Below are 19,631 nucleotides of genomic sequence, written 5' to 3'. Positions count from 1 at the left end.
TAAAAGTAATTTTGTGTAGTCACTCAGTTCATTGATTATTTTTGTTTGCATTCACTTCGAAAAGTAAAAGCAAACTAGTGATTATCAACTCACAAGTGCCCACACAGATTAATAGGTTTCAAATTTTTAAAGAGCATCTCTTCTACTTTCAAAGCGTTTCAGCCTTTCTGTGAAGAGGACGGTCATTTTAATCAATTAAGCTTCAGTGTCAAACACTTTTTGCTATTTAATTTCCTAACCGTTTTTCTTACCAACCCTTTGCAGCTCTACGTTGAGTGCTCCGTGTCAGTGAGGTCGCATTATAGAGAGACGCTTCACATTAGCAAGCATTAAATTCACTTTTTATTACTGTTTGGTGATGTTTTATTCGATAGATAACTTATAATTTTTTACCCTAAAGCTTAAAACAGGTTACCCACAAAGTTATCCACATTTGGCGCATTTCATTAGTTAAATTCAAACTGATAAATTAAGTCTACCGCATTATCTAGTCCAGAAATCGCTTCTATATAAAGATCGCTGACAATACGATACCTTAATGTAAACTCACCAAGAGAATTAAATATCCCCACACCGTACTTAACTTGTAAATCTGGTGCGATATAACCACTGATCGTCACTTGTGAATCACCACCAGAGCCTGCGGTATCAAGTTGTAAATCTTGAACACCAAATGCTTTACCTATTTCCCCCACCACCTTGCCACTTTTTGCTAAACTTAATCCAATTAGTGTGGTCGTCATGGCATTACCACCAGAATCACTATCGATATCCTGCCCTCTCAATAGATAAGACAACGCATTTGCTTGCGGCATGCTTGGTGATGAAAAAATTTCAACTTTAGGTGTATCCGCTGGTCCATTCACTTTTACACCAGCAACAACATCATCTTTTGTATTATCTGGATTGCGAATTGCTTCAATATCAACATAAGGTTGATCTGCCGGTCCATTAAATAATATTTTTCCTTTCGTGATTTGTAGATCTTGGCCAAATGAACGATAGGTTCCGTCTTCAATGTTAATTTCACCCGAAATAAACGGACCTTTATTTTTTTGAGTAATATTTAACTTTCCTACTAATCCACCCTCTAAACCAAAAGCAGAAAGCAAAACATCATCACCAATGCTGAGATCAATATCGGTTTCCACTGCCATAGGTAATGACGTGTTACTTTCGATTGGTTTTAGATTATCACCTAAGATAATTTCATCTTTTGATACACCAATTGCACTTTCTGGTAAATCCTTCACGACTATCCGTCCCCAAGGGATCTCAATAGAGCCTGTAATTTTCGCCAATGTCGGTATTACTCTAATTTTCATGTCTGGTTTAACTTTTAACTTCACCATTGGAGGGACGTTAACTTGCAACTCATTACCAAAGACATCCAACCCTGCTTTCCAAGCGTCTAATGCTGACCAATCACCAAACCCTTTTAAATGTAGATCCCCGTCAGATGTAGTGATCAAAGATGTCAATTTTCCACTGTGGCCACCAAAAAGAATATTGATATTGCCATTACTTATGTCAACTGGAGATATTTCACCCTTCACTTTTATTTTATCAACACTAAGGTCTCCGAATAATTTAGGATGTTCTATCGGCCCAGAGACCTTAATACTCGAATTCACCATTGCTTCTAATTGACTATACTCTCCTAAAATAGGTTCAAGCATAGCTAATGAAACGGTATTAATATTGGAGTAACCATTAAGTTTTTTAGAACCAGTTAATTGATTAACCGTCATCTCACCTTTTAATTCGCCGTTATTTGTTAATGCAATAAGCCAATCACTCTTTAGCTCATCATTTTTCATTTCAGCATTAACATTTACTTTATCCCAACCAACAATAAGAGGGGTTTCCATCTCTTGCTCTATATTTCCTTTTGGTAAATACAATGACGCTTTTACATAAGGAGGTTTCCCTACCGCCCATTTCGCTAATGCATCAAGGTTAACCTCACCATTTATGTTTGTTTCTTCTGGTAAGAATTTTTTAATTTTACTGAATTCAAAATGTTTAATGCTCACATCAGCACTGCCTGAGTTTCCAGCGACTAAATCTTTATTTAGGCACAACGATGTTTTTCCCTGACTCCAACAGTTAGCTTGAACGAATAACTCTTGCTTTTGGATATCATAAGCAAGCGAAGCTTTTTTATCTAACTTCCATGGACCAATTTCAGTAACAACATCAGCTTTACTTAATTCACCTTTCCACCCTTTTTTACGTTCAAGAGAACCATTAAATAAAAGATGCGATTGAATAACATTAGAATCTAAATCAATTTGTAATTTGTGATTATGCTCTTTACCACTAAAGCGAACCACTAAATCTTTAAGTGTTTGTTTTTTATATTTACCACCAAGTAATTTAATACTAAGATCCGCATCAATTGCAGGCATAGGAACAACGTAACCTTTAATAGACGCTTTATTTAGTGTGGTTTTTTGAGGCAGTTGAAATTCTACCGCATTTATATCTACGTTAATTTTAGGTTCTGTTACTTTTCCGGTTAAGGCTACATTTCCCATTAACTGCCCATGAACATCTGGTACGCTGTCAGATAATTCAGGAAAGTCTATATCAACATTAAGATCCCATTCTTTATCTAAAGAACCCGAAATCGTTAATCCGTTATCCCCATGATGTAGTGCTAATTGTGCAACCTCGAGGGACGGTTCTCCTAAACCTTTAACATCATCCGCTTTTAGCGACCCTTCTATAATTAATGGGTACTCCCTAAAAATGCCATTAATATCGATGGTTGGCACGGTAACCTTCCAACCACCTTCTTTTGTTAAACTGCCTGAGGTGACTAATTCGCCACTAATGTCACCTTCTGCTTCTGGCCATTGTAAACCTGGTTGAATATTCTGAAGATATACATCAGCTTTCCAATGAACTAAAGAAGCCCAATCGGCTTCCGCACTACCAGAAATACTTCCCCCTAATGTATCCGCCATAAAGTCATAAAGCTCAACTTTTTCTAAATTGCCTTTACCTTCTAAACGTAAATCTGTTTGCGGTATTGTTTTTCCCTCTATATATAGAGCACTCGCAAACTTGTATTGGTTAAGGTCACCTTCTGCTTTTATATTAGGCACGCTTACTTTAAATTCTTTTACACCAGATAACGGCCAATAAAGTTCCGTTTTATACACATGAACATCAAAAGGTAATGTTGTCTCAAGAGGATGAATATTTGCTTCAACGTTGGCCTTCAATCCCCCAGCAAGATCAAGAGATGCCTCTAAGTTTGCAACACTCCCTTTGGCTGTAATCGTTACTTTATGACCTTTTAATTCCGTTTCCTTTATTACCGCATTCGCATTTAATGTTAATGGGTAATCACCTTGTAAAGATATTTCATTATCTAAAGACAAATTAACTTGTGGTGTATCAAGATAAAAATCATTAACCTTAATATCGTTCTCACCAATATTGGCTTTAAAGTCAAGCTGATTGATTTTAACTGGCGCTTCCTGTTGTAACACAAAATCACGAAGTGAAAACTGCTCTACCTTTATATTTAATGGAACATAAACATCAGGTAAAACAATTGGGGTATCCGAGACTTTATCTGCGGGATCTTTCGATTTCGTCTTTTCTTTTTCACTCTCAGCAAGCTGTAAATTAATTCGATTCCATTGCAAAGGTGTAATGGTCAAATCACTCTTATATATTTTAATCCCAGTAGAAAAACTATCCCACTGAATACGATTACCCAAAACAGTAGCATCTATATTATTAATCGAGATCTTGGTGATGTTGATAGGGATAGGAATTGAAAGCAGCTCATTATTTGTAGGTGCTTTAGTCGCTTCGTCTTCTGGCGAGGTGGGTAATTGAGGAAAATCCAAAACAAGCCCGTCAATCGTAATGTCATCAATACAAAGTGAAGGAACCAATAAACACTTTGCCGTTAACCCAAAATGAAAACGAGAAATATCAGCGTTAAGTAGCTCATCATTATGATACTTAACCTCTGATAGAGTAAATTCCGGAATTAAACTTCCATCTATGTTTTTTATTGAAAGTTCAGGTACCGCTTTTTCAGCCCCCCAAATAATTAACTTCAAGCCTGAGTTTGTAAAAACCAATGCACCGACTAACAATAAAATCACGAGGATAATTGTTGGAACAAACAAGGCTAAGCAAATACAGTATCGACTAAAACGACGCTTTTTCTTTAATTGCGGCTTATCTTGTTCTTCATTTACCGATAAGGAACTCATACTTCAGGTCCTAACGTAAAATGGATTTTAAATTCATCACCAGGTTCAGCATCAAATCCCCACGCAAAATCAAGTCGAACAGGTCCCACAGGAGAAGCCCATCGTATGCCTAAACCGGCGCCCGTTTTCCAATCTGGGGTTGTTATCCAAGCATCACCATAATCAATAAATGTCGCCAACCACCAATTACCCACAACTCGATATTGATACTCAAGACTGGTTGTTGCCATAAATTGTCCGCCAGTTAAATAACCACTGCTGTCTTTTGGTGATACTTCTTCATATCCGTAACCACGAATACTATTATCACCACCAGCAAAGAATCGAATCGATGGGGGTAATTTGTAGAAGTCATCGGTATATATTGCTCCAATATCGGCTCGTGCCACGCCTCGATGGTTTTCCCCAATACTACGAACAATCGCCCCTTGGGCTTGTAGGCGAAGCATTCTTACGTCTGACGTTAATGCTTCATCAGTACCTTCAATAGTGAATGCTTTTTTATCCCCCCACATCGGCATTGTTCCACCACGAGTACGACTTTTAGAGAATGATATACCAGGAAGCACTAGCCAAGCAGTCCCATCTTGGATGCCTTGCGTAAATTCTTCATACAAGAAACGAGTATAAATAGTGCGATGCCAACCAGAGTCATAAACCCAATGCCTTTCAAACGCTAAATTCGACTCCAAACTGTCAGTATCTCGATTATCTACATTTTTCAGACCATACTTCACAATGTAATAATCCTTTAATACTTGCTCTAAAGGGATTTTATAAGAGATCGTAGCTTCTTGCTCTGGCTTAGAGATAGAAAGTGCAGTATCTAAACTGTGACCATATTTATTTAACCACGGTTTTTTCCATCGAATTTTCCCTCTCGCGCCGACATCTGTCGAATAACCGATACTGGTTTCTAATTGATTTCTAACTTGAGGAGAGACATGAACTTTCATTGGTAATTGATGAGTTTCACCGACAGCATCTAAATCAGGTTCAACATAAACGGATGAAAACCATTCAGTATTTGAAAGGGATTGATTTAAATCACCAACCAGACTAGCAAGATAAGGGTCACCAGGCTCAAAAGGTATTATTGAACGCACTCGTTTCTCTTCAACTTGACTTCCATCGATCGTCGTTTCACCAAAACTATAACGCTTACCACTATCATAATGTAAACGAACCATTGCTTGATGTCTTCCAGGAGCAACTTCTAAACGGTTAACCGAAAATTCACCATCAAAATACCCTTTTCTTAACGCTAGATTTTGCAGTGTACTTTTTAAACTTTCGTATCGACCATGGTTCAAAACTTGCCCTAAATTGAGTCCTGAATTATCAACCGCATTAGTAAAGTCAATATCGTTCTTTGCCTCACCCGTAATAATGATATCACTGACGTAAATAACAACGGGTTGGCCTTCTTCAACAGTCATAATAAGTGTGTGATCTGATTTTTCACCTTCAATAGTAAAGGTGATCACGGGTTGGTAATAACCCAGCGCTTTTAAAGCATCAGTCGTACTTTCTTCAAGGCGAGCTTGGAAACGAAGAGATACAGAATAATCCTCTTCTGGAATACCTGAGATGTAAGCTTCTACATTACTCAGTAAAGGTCCTTCTAAACCCTCTATATCCAACTCTGTTTCTGCCGACACGTTAGATGAAATGGCAAACAAACAAAATGTAAAAAAGAGGGATAACTTCTTGGTCATACTTATAATTATTCTATTGATTCAGTTATGCATTATATGTCATGGTAATTTACTCGTTTTATAGAGTAGCACAAGGCAAATGTCTTCTAAATTACTCAGTTAAAGGATGCGACATGACGATGGAAAAACACACAGTACAGCCACTACATTTTATTTCTCAGCATGATATAGAATCAATTCCTACTGGTTGTGAGCAAATACTCTTTGGCATGGGATGCTTTTGGGGTGCTGAACGTTTATTTTGGAAACTAACTGGCGTTTACTCCACAGCAGTAGGTTACAGCGGTGGTAAAACCAAGAGCCCAACATACAAAGACGTTTGCTCAGGTTCAACTGACCACGTAGAAGTCGTCAAAGTAGTTTTTAACCCGGCGCTCATTTCCTTAGAAGAATTGCTTCACTCTTTTTGGCAAACGCATAACCCAACCCAAGGAATGCGCCAAGGAAATGATATTGGAACTCAATATAGATCCGTTATTTACACCTATGATAAAAACCAGCAAGAAATAGCAACACACACGAAAAAACAATACCAACACGCTCTATCTCAACAGGGAATAGAAGAACCAATAACAACCGAGATTACTCCTGCAAATGATTTTTATTTCGCAGAAGAATACCATCAACAATATTTAGCCAAAAATCCAAATGGTTACTGTGGATTAAGCGGAACTGGCGTGTGTTTTCTTTAATTCTTTTTATAGCATAAAAAAGGTGCCCATTATTGAGCACCTTTTTTATTAATAATTTCATTACGCTACTATGCAGGCATCAGAGAAAGCTGGCGAATATGTTGGTTTACCTCACTCATAACAGACAACATTCTTTTATTCTCTAAAGATGGCATTAATATTCTTCCTTCATCAAAATCAAAAGTGCCTACGCCTTCAATATGAATTTGCCCTTTAAAGAGAATCTTTACGAAACGTGCCACTTGCAGTGGTCTATAAGCCTTAAAATTTCTAAACATAGCCATACCTCAATAATCCGTACAAGGTTTCATTTTAGTCCATCAAAATACACAACCGTCATTCAGGCGTATCTTATCTAAAGTAATGTTATCGAAACATTTCCGTAACATTATAGTGTACAAAACGGCATACCTCAAGCTGGACTTTACTGTTTATTAACCAATATTCATTTATAAGAAAACTGGTCGAATCGCTTTTTAAGCACTGCTGAACTAAACTACATCAACAATTTCTAAGGATAACTAAAATGAAAAAGATCACCCTACTTACTCTTGCCGCTTGCTTATTACCAACACTCGGTTTTGCTCATAACATTACATTGAACAAAACAGTACCTACTGTTTCCATTGATAATTACGGTGAAATCTTTTTTGAAGATTCCGCGGCAACCTATCAACCTTGGGATTCAGAACAGTTAAAAGGTAAGGTTCGAGTATTACAAGCGATTGCTGGTCGAAGTAGCGCTAAAGCAATGAATACTGAGCTTATGAGTGCCATTACATTAGAAAAGTTCCCTGAAACACAATATCAAACGACAACGATTATTAATCAAGACGATTCCATTTGGGGTACTGGGGGATTTGTAAAGTCCTCTGCTGAAGAAAGTAAAGAAGAGTTCTCATGGTCTTCGATGGTTCTTGATGAAAATGGAACCGCAGCAAAAACGTGGGGTCTTCAGCCAGAAAGCTCTGCAATTATCGTTCAAAATAAAGAAGGTAATGTTCTTTTTGTGAAAGAAGGAAAATTAACATCTGACGAAATCAAGCAAGTTATCTCATTAATTCACGCTCAATTGTAAACAAATTACTTGCTTATGAAATGTTATATTATTACATTTACTACTCATTCAATTAGGGCAGTATAATGCAATCGTATTTCTTTACTAAACAGCGCTGGTTAAATTGGAGTTTAGTCATACTTCTCGCGCTGTTTGGTATTTTGGTTGCTAATCATCAAATTGATACCAATATACAGCACCATGAAAATCACCATTGCCAAATGTTCCACTCCATTGGGTCAGGAATTACTGCCCATGTTGCTTCTCTTCCAATAATCCCTCAATTAATAATATCGTCTACATTTACTAGTGTGGAAAATAGTAACCCTTCATCTATCACCGTACATTCACGTGCGCCTCCTTTTTCTATTCTCTAACTCAATAAATACATTAATTCATTTATAACTCTTAGATAATAGGAAGCCATTATGCTTATCCGTAATAAAAAAATACTACTTAGCCTTGCCATTTCAAGTTCTTTATTTTCAATTTCTAATGCTGCGAATGCAAATACGCATGACCACGCGCACGATGGAGATCAGCAACATGAAAGTGAACATCGTCATCACGATGCTCATGTTCATGGCGTAGTCGAAACAAACATCGCTCAAGATGGCGATCATCTGTTATTTGAAATCACAGCACCAGGCGCTGATGTTGTGGGCTTTGAGCACGCACCGAAAGATGACACACAAAAACGAATTCTATCTGAGGCCGTAAAAACACTAAATAATCCAAGTGTTATTTTTACATTACCAGCAGAAGCTAAATGTACTTTAGAAGAAGCCCATGTCTCTCATAATTTAACGCCACACGACCACGACCACGACCACGACCAGCATGATGGTGAACACCACAAAGAACATAGCAAGCACGGAGAATTTAACGCTCAATATGAATATCATTGTGAAGCAATATCGAAGCTAGATAACATTGAAACTCAATGGTTCACTCATTTCACGCACACTCAAAAAATGACGATTCAATATTTAGGTGATGCGGGACAAAAAGCTGATACGTTAACTCCAAATTCTCCGATTATCACTCTATAGCTTAGGTATGGCGATGGTAACATCGCCATAATTACGATGAATATTATTGAATTATCCGATCTCACTTTTCATTGGCCTAATCAAAAAGAGCTAACGATTAACATTCCCTTTTTCTCACAAAAACAGGGTAATAAGCTATTTATTAAAGGGCCAAGCGGCAGCGGTAAATCAACACTATTAAGTTTGTTAACCGGAATAGTTTCTCCCACGTCAGGATCCGTTATCATTAATGGTACTGATATTAACCATTTATCATCGAACCAAAGAGATCGTTTTAGAGCGGATAATATCGGTTATATTTTTCAACAATTTAATTTACTTCCCTACCTATCCGTAATTGATAACGTTGTGCTGCCTTATCAATTTTCATCAAAAAGCAAATTGTCTAAAAAAGAGTTACGCCAAGAAGCGGAACGCCTGTTAACTCAACTCCAATTACCTCATTCTCATTTTGATAGACCGATTACTGATCTTAGTATTGGCCAACAACAGCGAGTTGCAGCAGCGAGAGCGTTTATAGGGAAGCCAACACTTATTATTGCCGATGAGCCGACCTCAGCCCTCGACCATGAAACACGCTTCGCCTTTATTAAATTACTCATGAATGAATGTGAAAACAGTCAGTCTAGTTTGTTATTTGTCAGTCATGACCCAAGTTTAGAGTCTTTATTTGATCAAAGTATTGATTTAAGAACCTTAAACACCGCGGGAGAATACTCATGATAGGCATTTTGCAATTGGCTTGGAAAAGCCTTAAAAACCGTAAGACCACGGTATTACTTACTGTTGCTACTATCGCTATCTCTGTCATGTTATTAGTCGGTGTTGAACGTATTCGTACCCAAGCTAAAACAAGCTTTGCAAATACCATATCAAACACAGATTTAATTGTTGGCGCACGTTCAGGTCAAGTGAACCTCTTGCTTTACTCTGTTTTTCGCATTGGTAACGCGACAAATAATATTGATTGGAAAAGCTATCAAGAAATAATCAGCCAGCGGGCAGTGAAATGGTCAATACCAATCTCTCTTGGAGATTCCCATAAAGGATTTCGAGTCATGGGAACGAATCAAGATTATTTTCGCTTTTATCAATATGGAAAAAAACAACCACTGGCTTTTAAAGAAGGAAAGCCATTCGACGATTTATTTGATGTCGTATTAGGCGCCGATGTGGCACAAAAATTAAATTATCATTTAGGTGATAAGCTCGTTATTGCTCATGGTATTAGTGATAAATCATTTACCCGTCACGATAAGCTGCCCTTTACGGTTGTTGGTATTTTAAAGCCAACAGGGACGCCAGTAGATAAAACGTTACATGTGTCTTTAGGTGCAATTTCTGCCATCCATGTTGGATGGGAAAGCGGTGCGCACTTAGGAAATACACCCGATGCTAAAATATTAGAAAAACAAAAATTTGAACCAACCGAAATTACGGCATTTATGCTTGGTCTAAAATCAAAAATTCAAACATTTGCATTGCAGCGCTACATTAACGACTATACCAAAGAACCACTTAGTGCCATTTTACCAGGTATTGCTTTACACGAATTATGGGGAATGATGTCAATTGCTGAGCAAGCGCTATTAGCTGTTTCTATTTTTGTGGTTGCCGCTGGATTAATGGGAATGCTCACCAGCCTACTCACTAGCCTTCAAGAACGACGCCGAGAAATGGCAATTTTAAGAGCGATGGGAGCGCAGCCTAAACATATTTTTATATTATTAGTAAGCGAAGCAGTTGTCATTACAAGCTTTGGGATCATCGTAGGCCTAATAGGTCTTTACCTCTCATTAAGCATATTGCAGCCAATCATTCAGCAGTATTACGGCATTGCGATAGAGCTCACCTTACCCACACTTTATGAATTAAAATTACTCGCACTCGTCTTGTGCTCTGGTTTTATTATTGGTGTTATTCCAGCAATACAAGCGTATCGCCACTCATTAAGTGATGGTATGACAATAAGACTTTAAGGATAAATAATGAAAAAGAAACTCTTACTTTGCTTATTATTACTTTTGCCCTTTAGTGCATTTAGTGATGAGGTATTGAAATTAGATTGGATTGATTTAGTTCCAGAGCAGGAAAGACATCAATTTGATGCGATAGGAATGCCTAAAGTAAATCATAATGGCGCGCAAATGCAACAATCTCTTGTTGGTGGTGTTAGGCAAGAATTAAATGGCAGTATGGTAAAAATTCCAGGCTTTGTTATTCCATTAGAAGGGGATGATAAAATGATTACTGAATTTTTATTAGTGCCTTATTTTGGTGCCTGCATTCATGTGCCACCGCCGCCACCCAATCAAATTATTTATGTGAAATTTAAAAAAGGGGCGCCAATTCAACAACTGTGGGATGTCGTTTATATCGTAGGTACATTAAAAACAGAAACGATAGACAGTGAACTCGCAGAAACAGGCTATCTTATTGATGGGGTTCGCTTAGAAGAATATGATGATGAATAACTAATATCAACTCATTAACGCTGGTTTATCTTGATGATTTATATAAACCCAGAGAGATAAACTAGCGCAACGGTATAGCTAACAATTAAAACTGCACTAAATAACACTTTTTTTAGATTTATATCTCCCATCACTACCTCACTGATAAATTATAAAACTCACTTAATTTTAACAAATCATTATCATTTATTCATCCTTTTATTTATTTCCTTTTCGTGTCTTTTTTTCAAAAAAATTCTCATTACTTTCCTTAGATTAAAGTTTTTATCTTTAGTTACCGATACTATATAAAACAGACAGTGTTAATCGACGTTAGGCGTACCCATGGATAATAAAAAAAATGTCATCGTTAATGACGCCCAAAACAGCAAAGAAAAAGCGACACATAAAAAAGAACATTACGTAGTAAGCAGTGAACGACGCCTTAAAGAAATTGCGATTAAACAAGGGCTTGGTGCAAAGCTTCAAGCACCAAAACCAGAAGAAACTCTATTAAAACGGGCTATTTATAGAGAGAAGTTACTACGAGAACAACAGCAAAATAATTTAGAGCAAATAATAAAATACGCACATGGTTACTGTAGTGATGAAACCGCTGGAGATCCTGATCCTGATTGGCTTCATCGCTTCTTTGAAATGGCAAAAGACATTCATGACCCATCAATGCAACGTCTATGGAGTCAAATTTTCAAACAAGAGGTTGTCTCTCCCGGAGCAACATCCATGAAAGCATTGAAAGTATTAAAGGACATGACACAGCGTGAGGCTCAAACATTTCAACGAGCGGCCTCATTAGCGTGTAGCTTTGGACAAGACAACAGCAAAAAATTATTACTTGGTTATAAGTGCGCAGGTACTTTATTTACTCTCTACAAAACAGAAGGCCCGCAGTTAATACATCTAGGTAATTACAAATTACCTTATTCCAGTTTATTGCTGCTTATTGATCTCGGCTTACTGCTAGGAACGGAATTAGAATCTGGGGAAATTGAATTTGAACCCGCGCTACCTTTGCACTATCAAGGTAAACAATTAGCAATTAAACCGATGCAAAAAGGATCAAGGTTAATTTATTACCGCTTTAGTCCTACTGGCGCAGAGCTGTGTAAATTACTTGGTAATAAACCTAATGACAGTTATTACGACAGTTTAACCGGTTTATTAAGCCAAAAATTCATGGTTGAAACTGATGTAAAAACATCAATATCAACCATGGTATAGCATCACAAACAGCAGGAAGAAAAACATCTCCTGCTGCTTGTGCTTATTGAATAATATTTTTTTCTTTTAATACCGCCAAGCATTGCTCTACTAACTCATCAATCGATTGTGTACCAGCCAATAAATCAATATCAGGATTTAGCGGTTGTTCATAATCAGAATCAATCCCCGTGAAATGTTTTATCTCTCCTGCCCGTGCTTTTTTGTATAATCCTTTTGGGTCTCGTTTTTCACATTCATCAAGTGATGTATTGACAAACACTTCTAAGAATTCATTTTCAGGCAATAACTCTCTGACTATTTGTCTTTCCGCTCGATGCGGTGAAATAAAGGCGCTTAATACGATTAACCCCGCATCAGACATCAATTTTGCCAACTCGCCAATACGACGAATATTTTCTTGCCTATCGTGATCAGAAAAGCCTAAATCTTTACATAAACCATGACGAACATTATCACCATCCAATAAATACGTGTGATAACCAAGTTCGGCAAGCTTCACCTCCAATGCACCAGCAATGGTTGATTTACCCGCTCCCGATAATCCCGTAAACCAAAGAACCGCTGGCTTTTGTTTTTTAAGACCAGAGCGAGTTTCTTTTGTCACCGAATATTGATGCCAAACCACATTTTCATCGTTCACTACTTGGCGCTCTTTCGTTTGTTCCGTAGTCATATATCATCCTTGAATTAAAATGGGAAAAAGTGAGGGATTAAAGACAGCACTAACACCGAATAAATAATTGACATTGGCAACCCTACTTTTACGTAATCAAGCAAAGTGTAATTACCAACACTAAAAACTAATAAATTGGTTTGATATCCATAAGGGGAAATGAAGCTAGCACTCGCTCCAAACAATACCGCCATAATAAATGGCATAGGATCAACACCATAACCAAGTGCCATGCTATAGCCAATGGGGAATGCCAGCGCAGCCGCTGCATTATTGGTGATCAATTCAGTCAATACTAAGGTAATAAGGTAAACCGCAATCAATGCCCCCATCACCCCCCAGCCATTAAATAATTCAATAAACATGTCACCTAATTGAACCGACAAACCAGAAGATAACATTAACTGAGCAATAGATAATGCCGCACCAACAATCACAACAATATCAATAGGAAAGCGACGACGTAATTCACCTAAGCTCACGATACCAAACGCAAACATCGCTAATAAATAAACTGACAACCCTTTAATGATCGGAAATACATCCAATAAGGCCGCAGCGATAACACTCGCGAATCCTAATAGAACAAAGGTGCTTTTATCACCATCCAACTTTGCGGCAGAATCTAAATCACTAATAATGACAAATTCTCTTTTAAGCTGTTGTTTACTTTGTTCAAAGTTTTTCCCAGGAACAAGAACTAACGTATCCCCAGCTTGTAATTCTATTTTCCCTAGCCCGCCTTCAAGGCGCTCATGCCCTCTACGGATAGCAACAACAACGGCATCAAAACGCTCTCTAAAATGTGCCGATTTAATACTTTTCCCACGAATAGAAGCCGACTGACTGACAACCACTTCAATTAAATTCTGACCATTTAAATGATGCTGACCAAATAAAGTTAATCCATTAATTTCTTGTAACGTGGTCACGCTTTCTATATCACCACAAAACAATAACCGGTCACCAGCAAGTAATATCATGTCAGGATCAACAGAAGTGATCGTTCTTCCTTCTCGAATCACTTCCGCTAAAAATAGTTTACGTAAAGCTCTAAGATTATTCTCACTGATCGATTTACCCACTAAAGGAGAAGCCCCTTCAACCCGAGCTTCTAAAAAGTAAGGTAACTCATCTTGACTACCATCATCATATTGCGGCAATAAATAGCTTAGTGGGATTAAAATTAATAACCCGCCAGCAAGTACAACTAAACCAATCGCAGTCGGAGCAAAAAAGCTTAAACTCGGTAAACCAGCATCTTCGACAAAACTATTAATAATTAGGTTGGTTGATGTGCCAATAAGCGTAAGTGTGCCACCTAAAATAGCCGCATAAGAAAGAGGAATTAAAAGGCGAGAAGGCGCGTGACGTTGATTACGCTTGATAGCACCAATTAATGACACCACAACGGCCGTATTATTGGTAAAAGAAGAAAGTAAGGCAGTCGACAGACCTAATTTACCTACCACACTCCCTAACCTTCCCTCTGAAATATAACGCCCTACCCAACTGATAAGGCGCGTTTTTTCTAGTGCACAAGAACTTAGGATCAATAACACCAAGGTCAATAATGACGAATTAGTAAAGTTTTTTGCCAAGCTTGGCAAATCAATCATTCCGACCATAAAGGCAATAAATGCAGACCCTGCAAAAATCACACTTGGTTTTAATTTACTCGCCAATAAACTCACAATAATAAGAGTTAATAAAGCTAGAACGAATCCTTGTTCCCACGGCATAGTAATTACCTTACTCTTAACTCTAACTTAAGAGCTTCGAAATATCTTGCGCGCCCCAATGTGGAAAATGCTTACGAACTAACGCATTTAATTCCACTTCAAAAGCACTGACATTATCATTGATAGGAGCGACATCACTCAACTCAGATAGGTTTTGGATCATGCCAGCCCCTACCGTCACATTCGTTAAACGGTCAATAAAGATAAACCCACCAGTATCAGCACAGTCTTGATAACGATCTAAGCTCACCGCCTCAGTTAATGAAACATCACATAACCCGATACCATTAAGAGGTAACTCATCGGTAACAAACGTATCAAGGCTATTAATATTGACTTGATGATGGATAGTATCAATTTGACCGACCGTTTTTTTGCCTGCTATTTTAATGTCGTATTGACGTCCAGGCTGTAACCCTTTTTCTGTCATCCAAACAATTTCGGCTTTAAATTGATCCGTTGCAGTAAGATTAGATGTCGATTTAACCAATAGATCACCACGACTAATATCAATTTCATCTTCTAGCGTGAGTGTCACGGCCTGACCCGCTTGTGCCGAAGGTAAATCACCATCAAACGTCACAATACGAGCTACTTTTGATTTTTTACCTGACGGCAAAGCAATAATGTCATCACCAACCTTTATCTCACCAGAAGACACCGAACCCGAAAAACCTCGGAAATCAAGATTAGGGCGATTAACATATTGCACAGGGAAACGAAATTCACCATTCCCTCTATCAGCATCAATATCAATGTCTTCTAACACTTCTAATAATGGGGCACCTTTATACCAAGCAAGTGCGGCACTGTGATTTACTACGTTATCGCCTTCTAATGCTGATAACGGCAGAATCGAAATATCCAAATTAGGATTATTAAGTTTTTTAGAAAACGTTACATATTCTTCTTTAATCTCTTCAAATCGAGATTGAGAATAATCAACCAAATCCATTTTATTCACCGCCACCACAAAATGACGAATACCTAAGAGATTCGCGATATAGGAATGGCGACGAGTTTGATCTAACACACCTTTACGAGCATCGATTAAGATAACAGCGACATCACACGTTGATGCACCCGTTGCCATATTACGTGTGTATTGCTCATGTCCTGGTGTATCAGAAATAATGAATTTACGCTTTTGAGTTGAAAAATAACGGTAAGCGACATCAATCGTAATGCCTTGCTCACGTTCTGCTTGTAAGCCATCAACAAGTAATGCTAAGTCAGGGCGTTCGCCAGTCGTCCCTACGCGTTGGCTGTCAGCATGCACGGCTTCCAGTTGATCCGCATAAATTTGTTTTGAGTCATGAAGTAATCGGCCTATAAGCGTACTTTTTCCATCATCTACCGAACCACACGTTAAAAAACGCAGCATTGATTTATGTTGATGTTGGCTTAAATACGCTTCGATTCCTAACTCTGCAAGTTCTTGTTCTACTGCACTGTTCATATTTATCTTCCTTGTCCTGATTTAATATTTAGAAATAACCTTGGCGTTTTTTCTGTTCCATCGATCCAGATGAGTCATGATCAATGGCTCGCCCTTGTCGCTCACTGGAAGTAGCAACCAGCATTTCTTCAATAATTTCAGGCAAGGTGTTTGCTTTGGATTCCACCGCCCCAGTTAATGGGTAACACCCTAATGTTCTAAAGCGGATGTCTTTGTATTCAATTTTTTCCCCTTCTTTTAGCTCCATTCGCTCATCATCAACCATGATTAACATGCCATCACGATCAACTACTGGGCGTTTTTCAGCTAAATAAAGCGGAACAATATCGATACTTTCTAAATAGATGTACTGCCAAATATCCAATTCCGTCCAGTTTGATAATGGGAAAACACGAATGCTTTCACCTTTATTTACTTGACCGTTATAGGTATTCCACAATTCAGGACGTTGATTTTTTGGATCCCACGTATGATTTTTATCACGGAAAGAATACACACGCTCTTTTGCTCGAGACTTTTCTTCATCACGACGAGCCCCACCAAATGCAGCATCAAATCCATGCTGATTTAACGCTTGTTTCAGACCTTGAGTTTTCATGATATCGGTGTGCTTTGAAGAACCATGTACGAATGGGCTAATCCCCATTTCTATCCCTTCAGGGTTTTTGTGTACTAATAAGTCAAACCCGTATTTTTTAGCGGTTTTATCTCGAAACTCAATCATCTCTTTGAATTTCCAATCCGTATCAACATGAAGAAGCGGAAATGGAATTTTTCCTGGATAAAAAGCTTTACGAGCAAGATGCAACATAACCGAAGAATCTTTACCAATGGAATACATCATCACTGGGTTATCAAACTCTGCGGCGACTTCACGGATAATATGAATACTTTCCGCTTCAAGCTGCTGGAGGTGGGTTAATCGTTTTGCGTCCATGTAATATTGTCCTTTAGGCTAAATTGGGGATGGCGATTTCTCATTCCAATAAAACCACTATAGACGTCTTCATTTATTACCTGAAATTCTAAAAATTCATTTTTTATTCGATTTAAGACTAACGGGTATCATTAATATCAATTCCATTTCTAAAAATCCTATCAGTTTCACAAATATAAATTCAGAAAAGTAAGATGATGCGTGCGTATAAATACCAGCATTACAACGTTAGCGTTAACTTGAATACATGACGTACTCATTCCCCTAACGCACATAGAAACGAGATCAAGTGCACACATTAAAAGAGCAATTACATTTCCAATACAATCAATCTGTTATCTTAATTTCGCTTTTATGATCATAACCTTTGGAGAACACTATGAAACTGTCTATTAAACCTCTATCGCTAGCAGTACTGGGTGGCTTATTAACCCTTTCAGGCTGTACACCAGCAGAAACAAATGAAGTGATTAAACTGCGTATTGTAGAAACAACGGATATCCACACGAATCTGATGGATTACGATTACTACAAAGACAAACCATCGCAAAAAATTGGTTTAGCGCGCACTGCAACATTAGTAAAAGAAGCTCGTGGTGAGGTGATAAACAGTGTTTTAGTTGATAATGGTGATTTACTGCAGGGTAGCCCAATGGGTGACTACATGGCAGACAAAGGATTAGAAGAAGGGGAAGTTCACCCTGCATATAAAGCGATGAATCAATTAAGCTATGATGCCGGTAACATCGGTAACCATGAGTTCAATTACGGTTTAGATTTCTTAGCCGAATCCATTAACGATGCCAACTTCCCTTACATCAATGCCAATGTGTATGACGCAAAAACAAAAGAACATTACTTCAAACCATACATTATTAAAACGCACAAATTTAAAGATACAGCGGGTGTAGAACACGACATTAAAGTGGGTTACATCGGATTTGTGCCACCACAAATCATGGTATGGGATAAGAAAAACCTTGAAGGAAAAGTCTTCGTAAAAGACATCATTGAAACCGCAAATGAAATCATTCCTCAAATGAAGTCTGAAGGCGCAGATGTCATTGTCGCTATCCCTCACTCAGGTGTTTCTACTAATCCATATAAACAAGGCGAAGAAAATTCGACTTACTACTTATCTGAGGTAGAAGGCATTGATGCGATCGCTTTTGGTCACTCTCATGCCGTCTTCCCAGGAAAAGGGTTTGATAACATGCAAGGCATCGATAACGTAAATGGCACAATAAATGGCGTTGCCGCAGTGATGCCTGGACGTTGGGGTAGCCATGTTGGTGTGATGGATTTAACCCTTGAACAGAAAGACGGCAAATGGATTGTTGCAAAAAGCCAAACAGAAGCTCGCCCTATCTTTGATAAAGAAAACAACAAATCATTAGCTGCTGCTGATGAAGGGATTGTTAAAGCATTAGAAGCGGATCATAAAGGCACTCGTGAATTTGTTAACCAACCTATTGGTAAAGCTGATGATGTGATGTACAGCTTCCTAGCCTTAGTTCAAGATGATCCAACCGTGCAAATTGTTAACCTTGCACAAAAAGATTACGTTGAACGTTTCATTCAAGGGGATCCTGATTTAGATGGTACTCCTGTACTTTCTGCTGCAGCGCCATTTAAAGCTGGTGGTCGTGGAAATGACCCAACAAACTTCACTGAAGTTGAATCAGGCCAATTAACGTTCCGTAATGCGGCTGATTTATACCTATACCCGAATACACTTGTTGCAATGAAAGTAACGGGTAAAGAAGTCAAAGAATGGCTTGAGTGTTCTGCTGGTCAATTTAAACAAATCGACATCAACAGCACAGCACCTCAACAGTTAATTGATTGGGATGGCTTCCGTACTTATAACTTCGATGTAATCGATGGCGTAAATTATCAGATCAACGTAACACAACCAGCGAAATACGATGGTGACTGTAACTTAATCAACGAAGGCTCAGAGCGAATTGTAGGGCTTACTTACCAAGGTAAACCAATTGATGCGAAACAAGATTTCCTTATCGCTACTAACAATTACCGAGCTTACAGCGGCAAGTTCCCAGGAACAGGAACGGACTTTATCGCGTTCGATTCTCCAGATGAAAACCGTACCGTTCTTGCTAGCTACATTTCACGAGTAAGTAAAGAGGAAGGTCAAGTTCAACCAAGTGCTGATAATAATTGGTCTTTCGCTCCAATCGAAGGAGGGGAAAATCTGGATATCCGTTTTGAAACTTCACCAACAGAAAAGGCAACTCAATTCATTAAAGATAATGGTCAATACCCAATGAAACAAGTCGCGACAGACGATGTTGGTTTTGCCGTTTATAACATTAATCTAAGTAAATAATTCAATACT

Annotated in this window: 16 protein-coding genes; 9 read left to right on the top strand and 7 right to left on the bottom strand. The window is 38.2% G+C overall.

Annotated elements, in window-relative coordinates:
• Positions 1–446: 446 nt before the first annotated feature.
• Positions 447–4,244 (bottom strand): autotransporter assembly complex protein TamB, encoded by a 3,798-nt coding sequence (tamB, locus tag AACV33_RS08410; RefSeq protein ID WP_182700141.1) that lies wholly within the window; start codon positions 4,242–4,244, stop codon positions 447–449.
• Entirely contained in the window at positions 4,241–5,962 is a 1,722-nt protein-coding gene (gene tamA, locus AACV33_RS08405) for an autotransporter assembly complex protein TamA (protein WP_182700140.1), read from the bottom strand. The genes tamB and tamA overlap by 4 nt, the downstream gene beginning before the upstream one ends.
• A gap of 113 nt (positions 5,963–6,075) precedes the next feature.
• Between tamA and msrA the strand changes: the two genes are divergently transcribed.
• Positions 6,076–6,654, top strand: coding sequence for a peptide-methionine (S)-S-oxide reductase MsrA (msrA, locus tag AACV33_RS08400; RefSeq protein ID WP_023604039.1), 579 nt, complete (start codon positions 6,076–6,078; stop codon positions 6,652–6,654).
• 68 nt (positions 6,655–6,722) lie between these two features.
• Here the strand turns inward: msrA and AACV33_RS08395 are convergent, their stop codons facing one another.
• Positions 6,723–6,938 (bottom strand): DUF1107 domain-containing protein, encoded by a 216-nt coding sequence (locus tag AACV33_RS08395; protein ID WP_035470599.1) that lies wholly within the window; start codon positions 6,936–6,938, stop codon positions 6,723–6,725.
• A gap of 242 nt (positions 6,939–7,180) precedes the next feature.
• Between AACV33_RS08395 and AACV33_RS08390 the strand changes: the two genes are divergently transcribed.
• From AACV33_RS08390 to AACV33_RS08360, 7 genes are all read left to right on the top strand, one after another.
• Complete coding sequence (locus tag AACV33_RS08390; RefSeq protein WP_182700139.1) at positions 7,181–7,732, top strand: YtfJ family protein; 552 nt, start codon at positions 7,181–7,183, stop codon at positions 7,730–7,732.
• 65 nt (positions 7,733–7,797) lie between these two features.
• Entirely contained in the window at positions 7,798–8,088 is a 291-nt protein-coding gene (locus AACV33_RS08385; protein WP_012549254.1) for a DUF2607 family protein, read from the top strand.
• 51 nt (positions 8,089–8,139) lie between these two features.
• Positions 8,140–8,763 (top strand): zinc uptake protein ZrgA, encoded by a 624-nt coding sequence (gene zrgA / locus AACV33_RS08380; protein WP_065612019.1) that lies wholly within the window; start codon positions 8,140–8,142, stop codon positions 8,761–8,763.
• 36 nt (positions 8,764–8,799) lie between these two features.
• Entirely contained in the window at positions 8,800–9,486 is a 687-nt protein-coding gene (locus tag AACV33_RS08375; protein WP_182700138.1) for an ABC transporter ATP-binding protein, read from the top strand.
• Positions 9,483–10,742: an ABC transporter permease gene (locus AACV33_RS08370; protein WP_023604035.1), complete on the top strand. Its 1,260-nt coding sequence runs from the start codon at positions 9,483–9,485 to the stop codon at positions 10,740–10,742. Before AACV33_RS08375 ends, AACV33_RS08370 begins: the two co-directional genes overlap by 4 nt.
• Positions 10,743–10,751: 9 nt before the next feature.
• Positions 10,752–11,237, top strand: a complete 486-nt coding sequence (locus tag AACV33_RS08365) for a DUF3299 domain-containing protein (protein ID WP_012549250.1) — start codon at positions 10,752–10,754, stop codon at positions 11,235–11,237.
• A gap of 324 nt (positions 11,238–11,561) precedes the next feature.
• Positions 11,562–12,458: a TIGR03899 family protein gene (locus AACV33_RS08360; protein WP_182700137.1), complete on the top strand. Its 897-nt coding sequence runs from the start codon at positions 11,562–11,564 to the stop codon at positions 12,456–12,458.
• 43 nt (positions 12,459–12,501) lie between these two features.
• On the opposite strand, the gene cysC is transcribed toward AACV33_RS08360, so the two are convergent.
• From cysC to cysD, 4 genes are read right to left on the bottom strand one after another with little or no spacing between them, the layout of a single operon-like run.
• The gene (gene cysC, locus AACV33_RS08355; RefSeq protein WP_023604033.1) at positions 12,502–13,134 is read right to left on the bottom strand and encodes an adenylyl-sulfate kinase; all 633 of its coding nucleotides are present in this window, start codon (positions 13,132–13,134) and stop codon (positions 12,502–12,504) included.
• 14 nt (positions 13,135–13,148) lie between these two features.
• Positions 13,149–14,876: an SLC13 family permease gene (locus tag AACV33_RS08350; protein ID WP_182700136.1), complete on the bottom strand. Its 1,728-nt coding sequence runs from the start codon at positions 14,874–14,876 to the stop codon at positions 13,149–13,151.
• Positions 14,877–14,898: 22 nt separating this feature from the next.
• A complete protein-coding gene (gene cysN / locus AACV33_RS08345; RefSeq protein WP_065612014.1) occupies positions 14,899–16,335 on the bottom strand; it encodes a sulfate adenylyltransferase subunit CysN in 1,437 nt (478 codons plus the stop codon).
• A 28-nt stretch (positions 16,336–16,363) separates the two neighbouring features.
• On the bottom strand, positions 16,364–17,272 hold the full coding sequence (gene cysD / locus AACV33_RS08340; protein ID WP_012549245.1) for a sulfate adenylyltransferase subunit CysD: 909 nt from the start codon (positions 17,270–17,272) through the stop codon (positions 16,364–16,366).
• 379 nt (positions 17,273–17,651) lie between these two features.
• Here cysD and AACV33_RS08335 point away from each other — a divergent pair, with 379 nt between their 5' ends.
• A complete protein-coding gene (locus tag AACV33_RS08335) occupies positions 17,652–19,622 on the top strand; it encodes a bifunctional 2',3'-cyclic-nucleotide 2'-phosphodiesterase/3'-nucleotidase (protein ID WP_182700135.1) in 1,971 nt (656 codons plus the stop codon).
• Positions 19,623–19,631 lie beyond the last annotated feature (9 nt).

The sequence above is a fragment of the Aliivibrio sp. SR45-2 genome (assembly GCF_963890165.1).
Taxonomy (GTDB): Bacteria; Pseudomonadota; Gammaproteobacteria; order Enterobacterales; family Vibrionaceae; genus Aliivibrio; species Aliivibrio salmonicida.
Note: the sequence above shows the minus strand (reverse complement) of the source record. Positions and strands in the feature narration are given on the sequence as shown.

Excerpts from the sequence above, each read along its gene's own strand:
- tamB (WP_182700141.1), bottom strand. The coding sequence starts at position 4,244 with ATGAGTTCCTTATCGGTAAATGAAGAACAAGATAAGCCGCAATTAAAG.
- tamA (WP_182700140.1), bottom strand. The coding sequence starts at position 5,962 with ATGACCAAGAAGTTATCCCTCTTTTTTACATTTTGTTTGTTTGCCATT.
- msrA (WP_023604039.1), top strand. The coding sequence starts at position 6,076 with ATGACGATGGAAAAACACACAGTACAGCCACTACATTTTATTTCTCAG.
- AACV33_RS08395 (WP_035470599.1), bottom strand. The coding sequence starts at position 6,938 with ATGGCTATGTTTAGAAATTTTAAGGCTTATAGACCACTGCAAGTGGCA.
- AACV33_RS08390 (WP_182700139.1), top strand. The coding sequence starts at position 7,181 with ATGAAAAAGATCACCCTACTTACTCTTGCCGCTTGCTTATTACCAACA.
- AACV33_RS08385 (WP_012549254.1), top strand. The coding sequence starts at position 7,798 with ATGCAATCGTATTTCTTTACTAAACAGCGCTGGTTAAATTGGAGTTTA.
- zrgA (WP_065612019.1), top strand. The coding sequence starts at position 8,140 with ATGCTTATCCGTAATAAAAAAATACTACTTAGCCTTGCCATTTCAAGT.
- AACV33_RS08375 (WP_182700138.1), top strand. The coding sequence starts at position 8,800 with ATGAATATTATTGAATTATCCGATCTCACTTTTCATTGGCCTAATCAA.
- AACV33_RS08370 (WP_023604035.1), top strand. The coding sequence starts at position 9,483 with ATGATAGGCATTTTGCAATTGGCTTGGAAAAGCCTTAAAAACCGTAAG.
- AACV33_RS08365 (WP_012549250.1), top strand. The coding sequence starts at position 10,752 with ATGAAAAAGAAACTCTTACTTTGCTTATTATTACTTTTGCCCTTTAGT.
- AACV33_RS08360 (WP_182700137.1), top strand. The coding sequence starts at position 11,562 with ATGGATAATAAAAAAAATGTCATCGTTAATGACGCCCAAAACAGCAAA.
- cysC (WP_023604033.1), bottom strand. The coding sequence starts at position 13,134 with ATGACTACGGAACAAACGAAAGAGCGCCAAGTAGTGAACGATGAAAAT.
- AACV33_RS08350 (WP_182700136.1), bottom strand. The coding sequence starts at position 14,876 with ATGCCGTGGGAACAAGGATTCGTTCTAGCTTTATTAACTCTTATTATT.
- cysN (WP_065612014.1), bottom strand. The coding sequence starts at position 16,335 with ATGAACAGTGCAGTAGAACAAGAACTTGCAGAGTTAGGAATCGAAGCG.
- cysD (WP_012549245.1), bottom strand. The coding sequence starts at position 17,272 with ATGGACGCAAAACGATTAACCCACCTCCAGCAGCTTGAAGCGGAAAGT.
- AACV33_RS08335 (WP_182700135.1), top strand. The coding sequence starts at position 17,652 with ATGAAACTGTCTATTAAACCTCTATCGCTAGCAGTACTGGGTGGCTTA.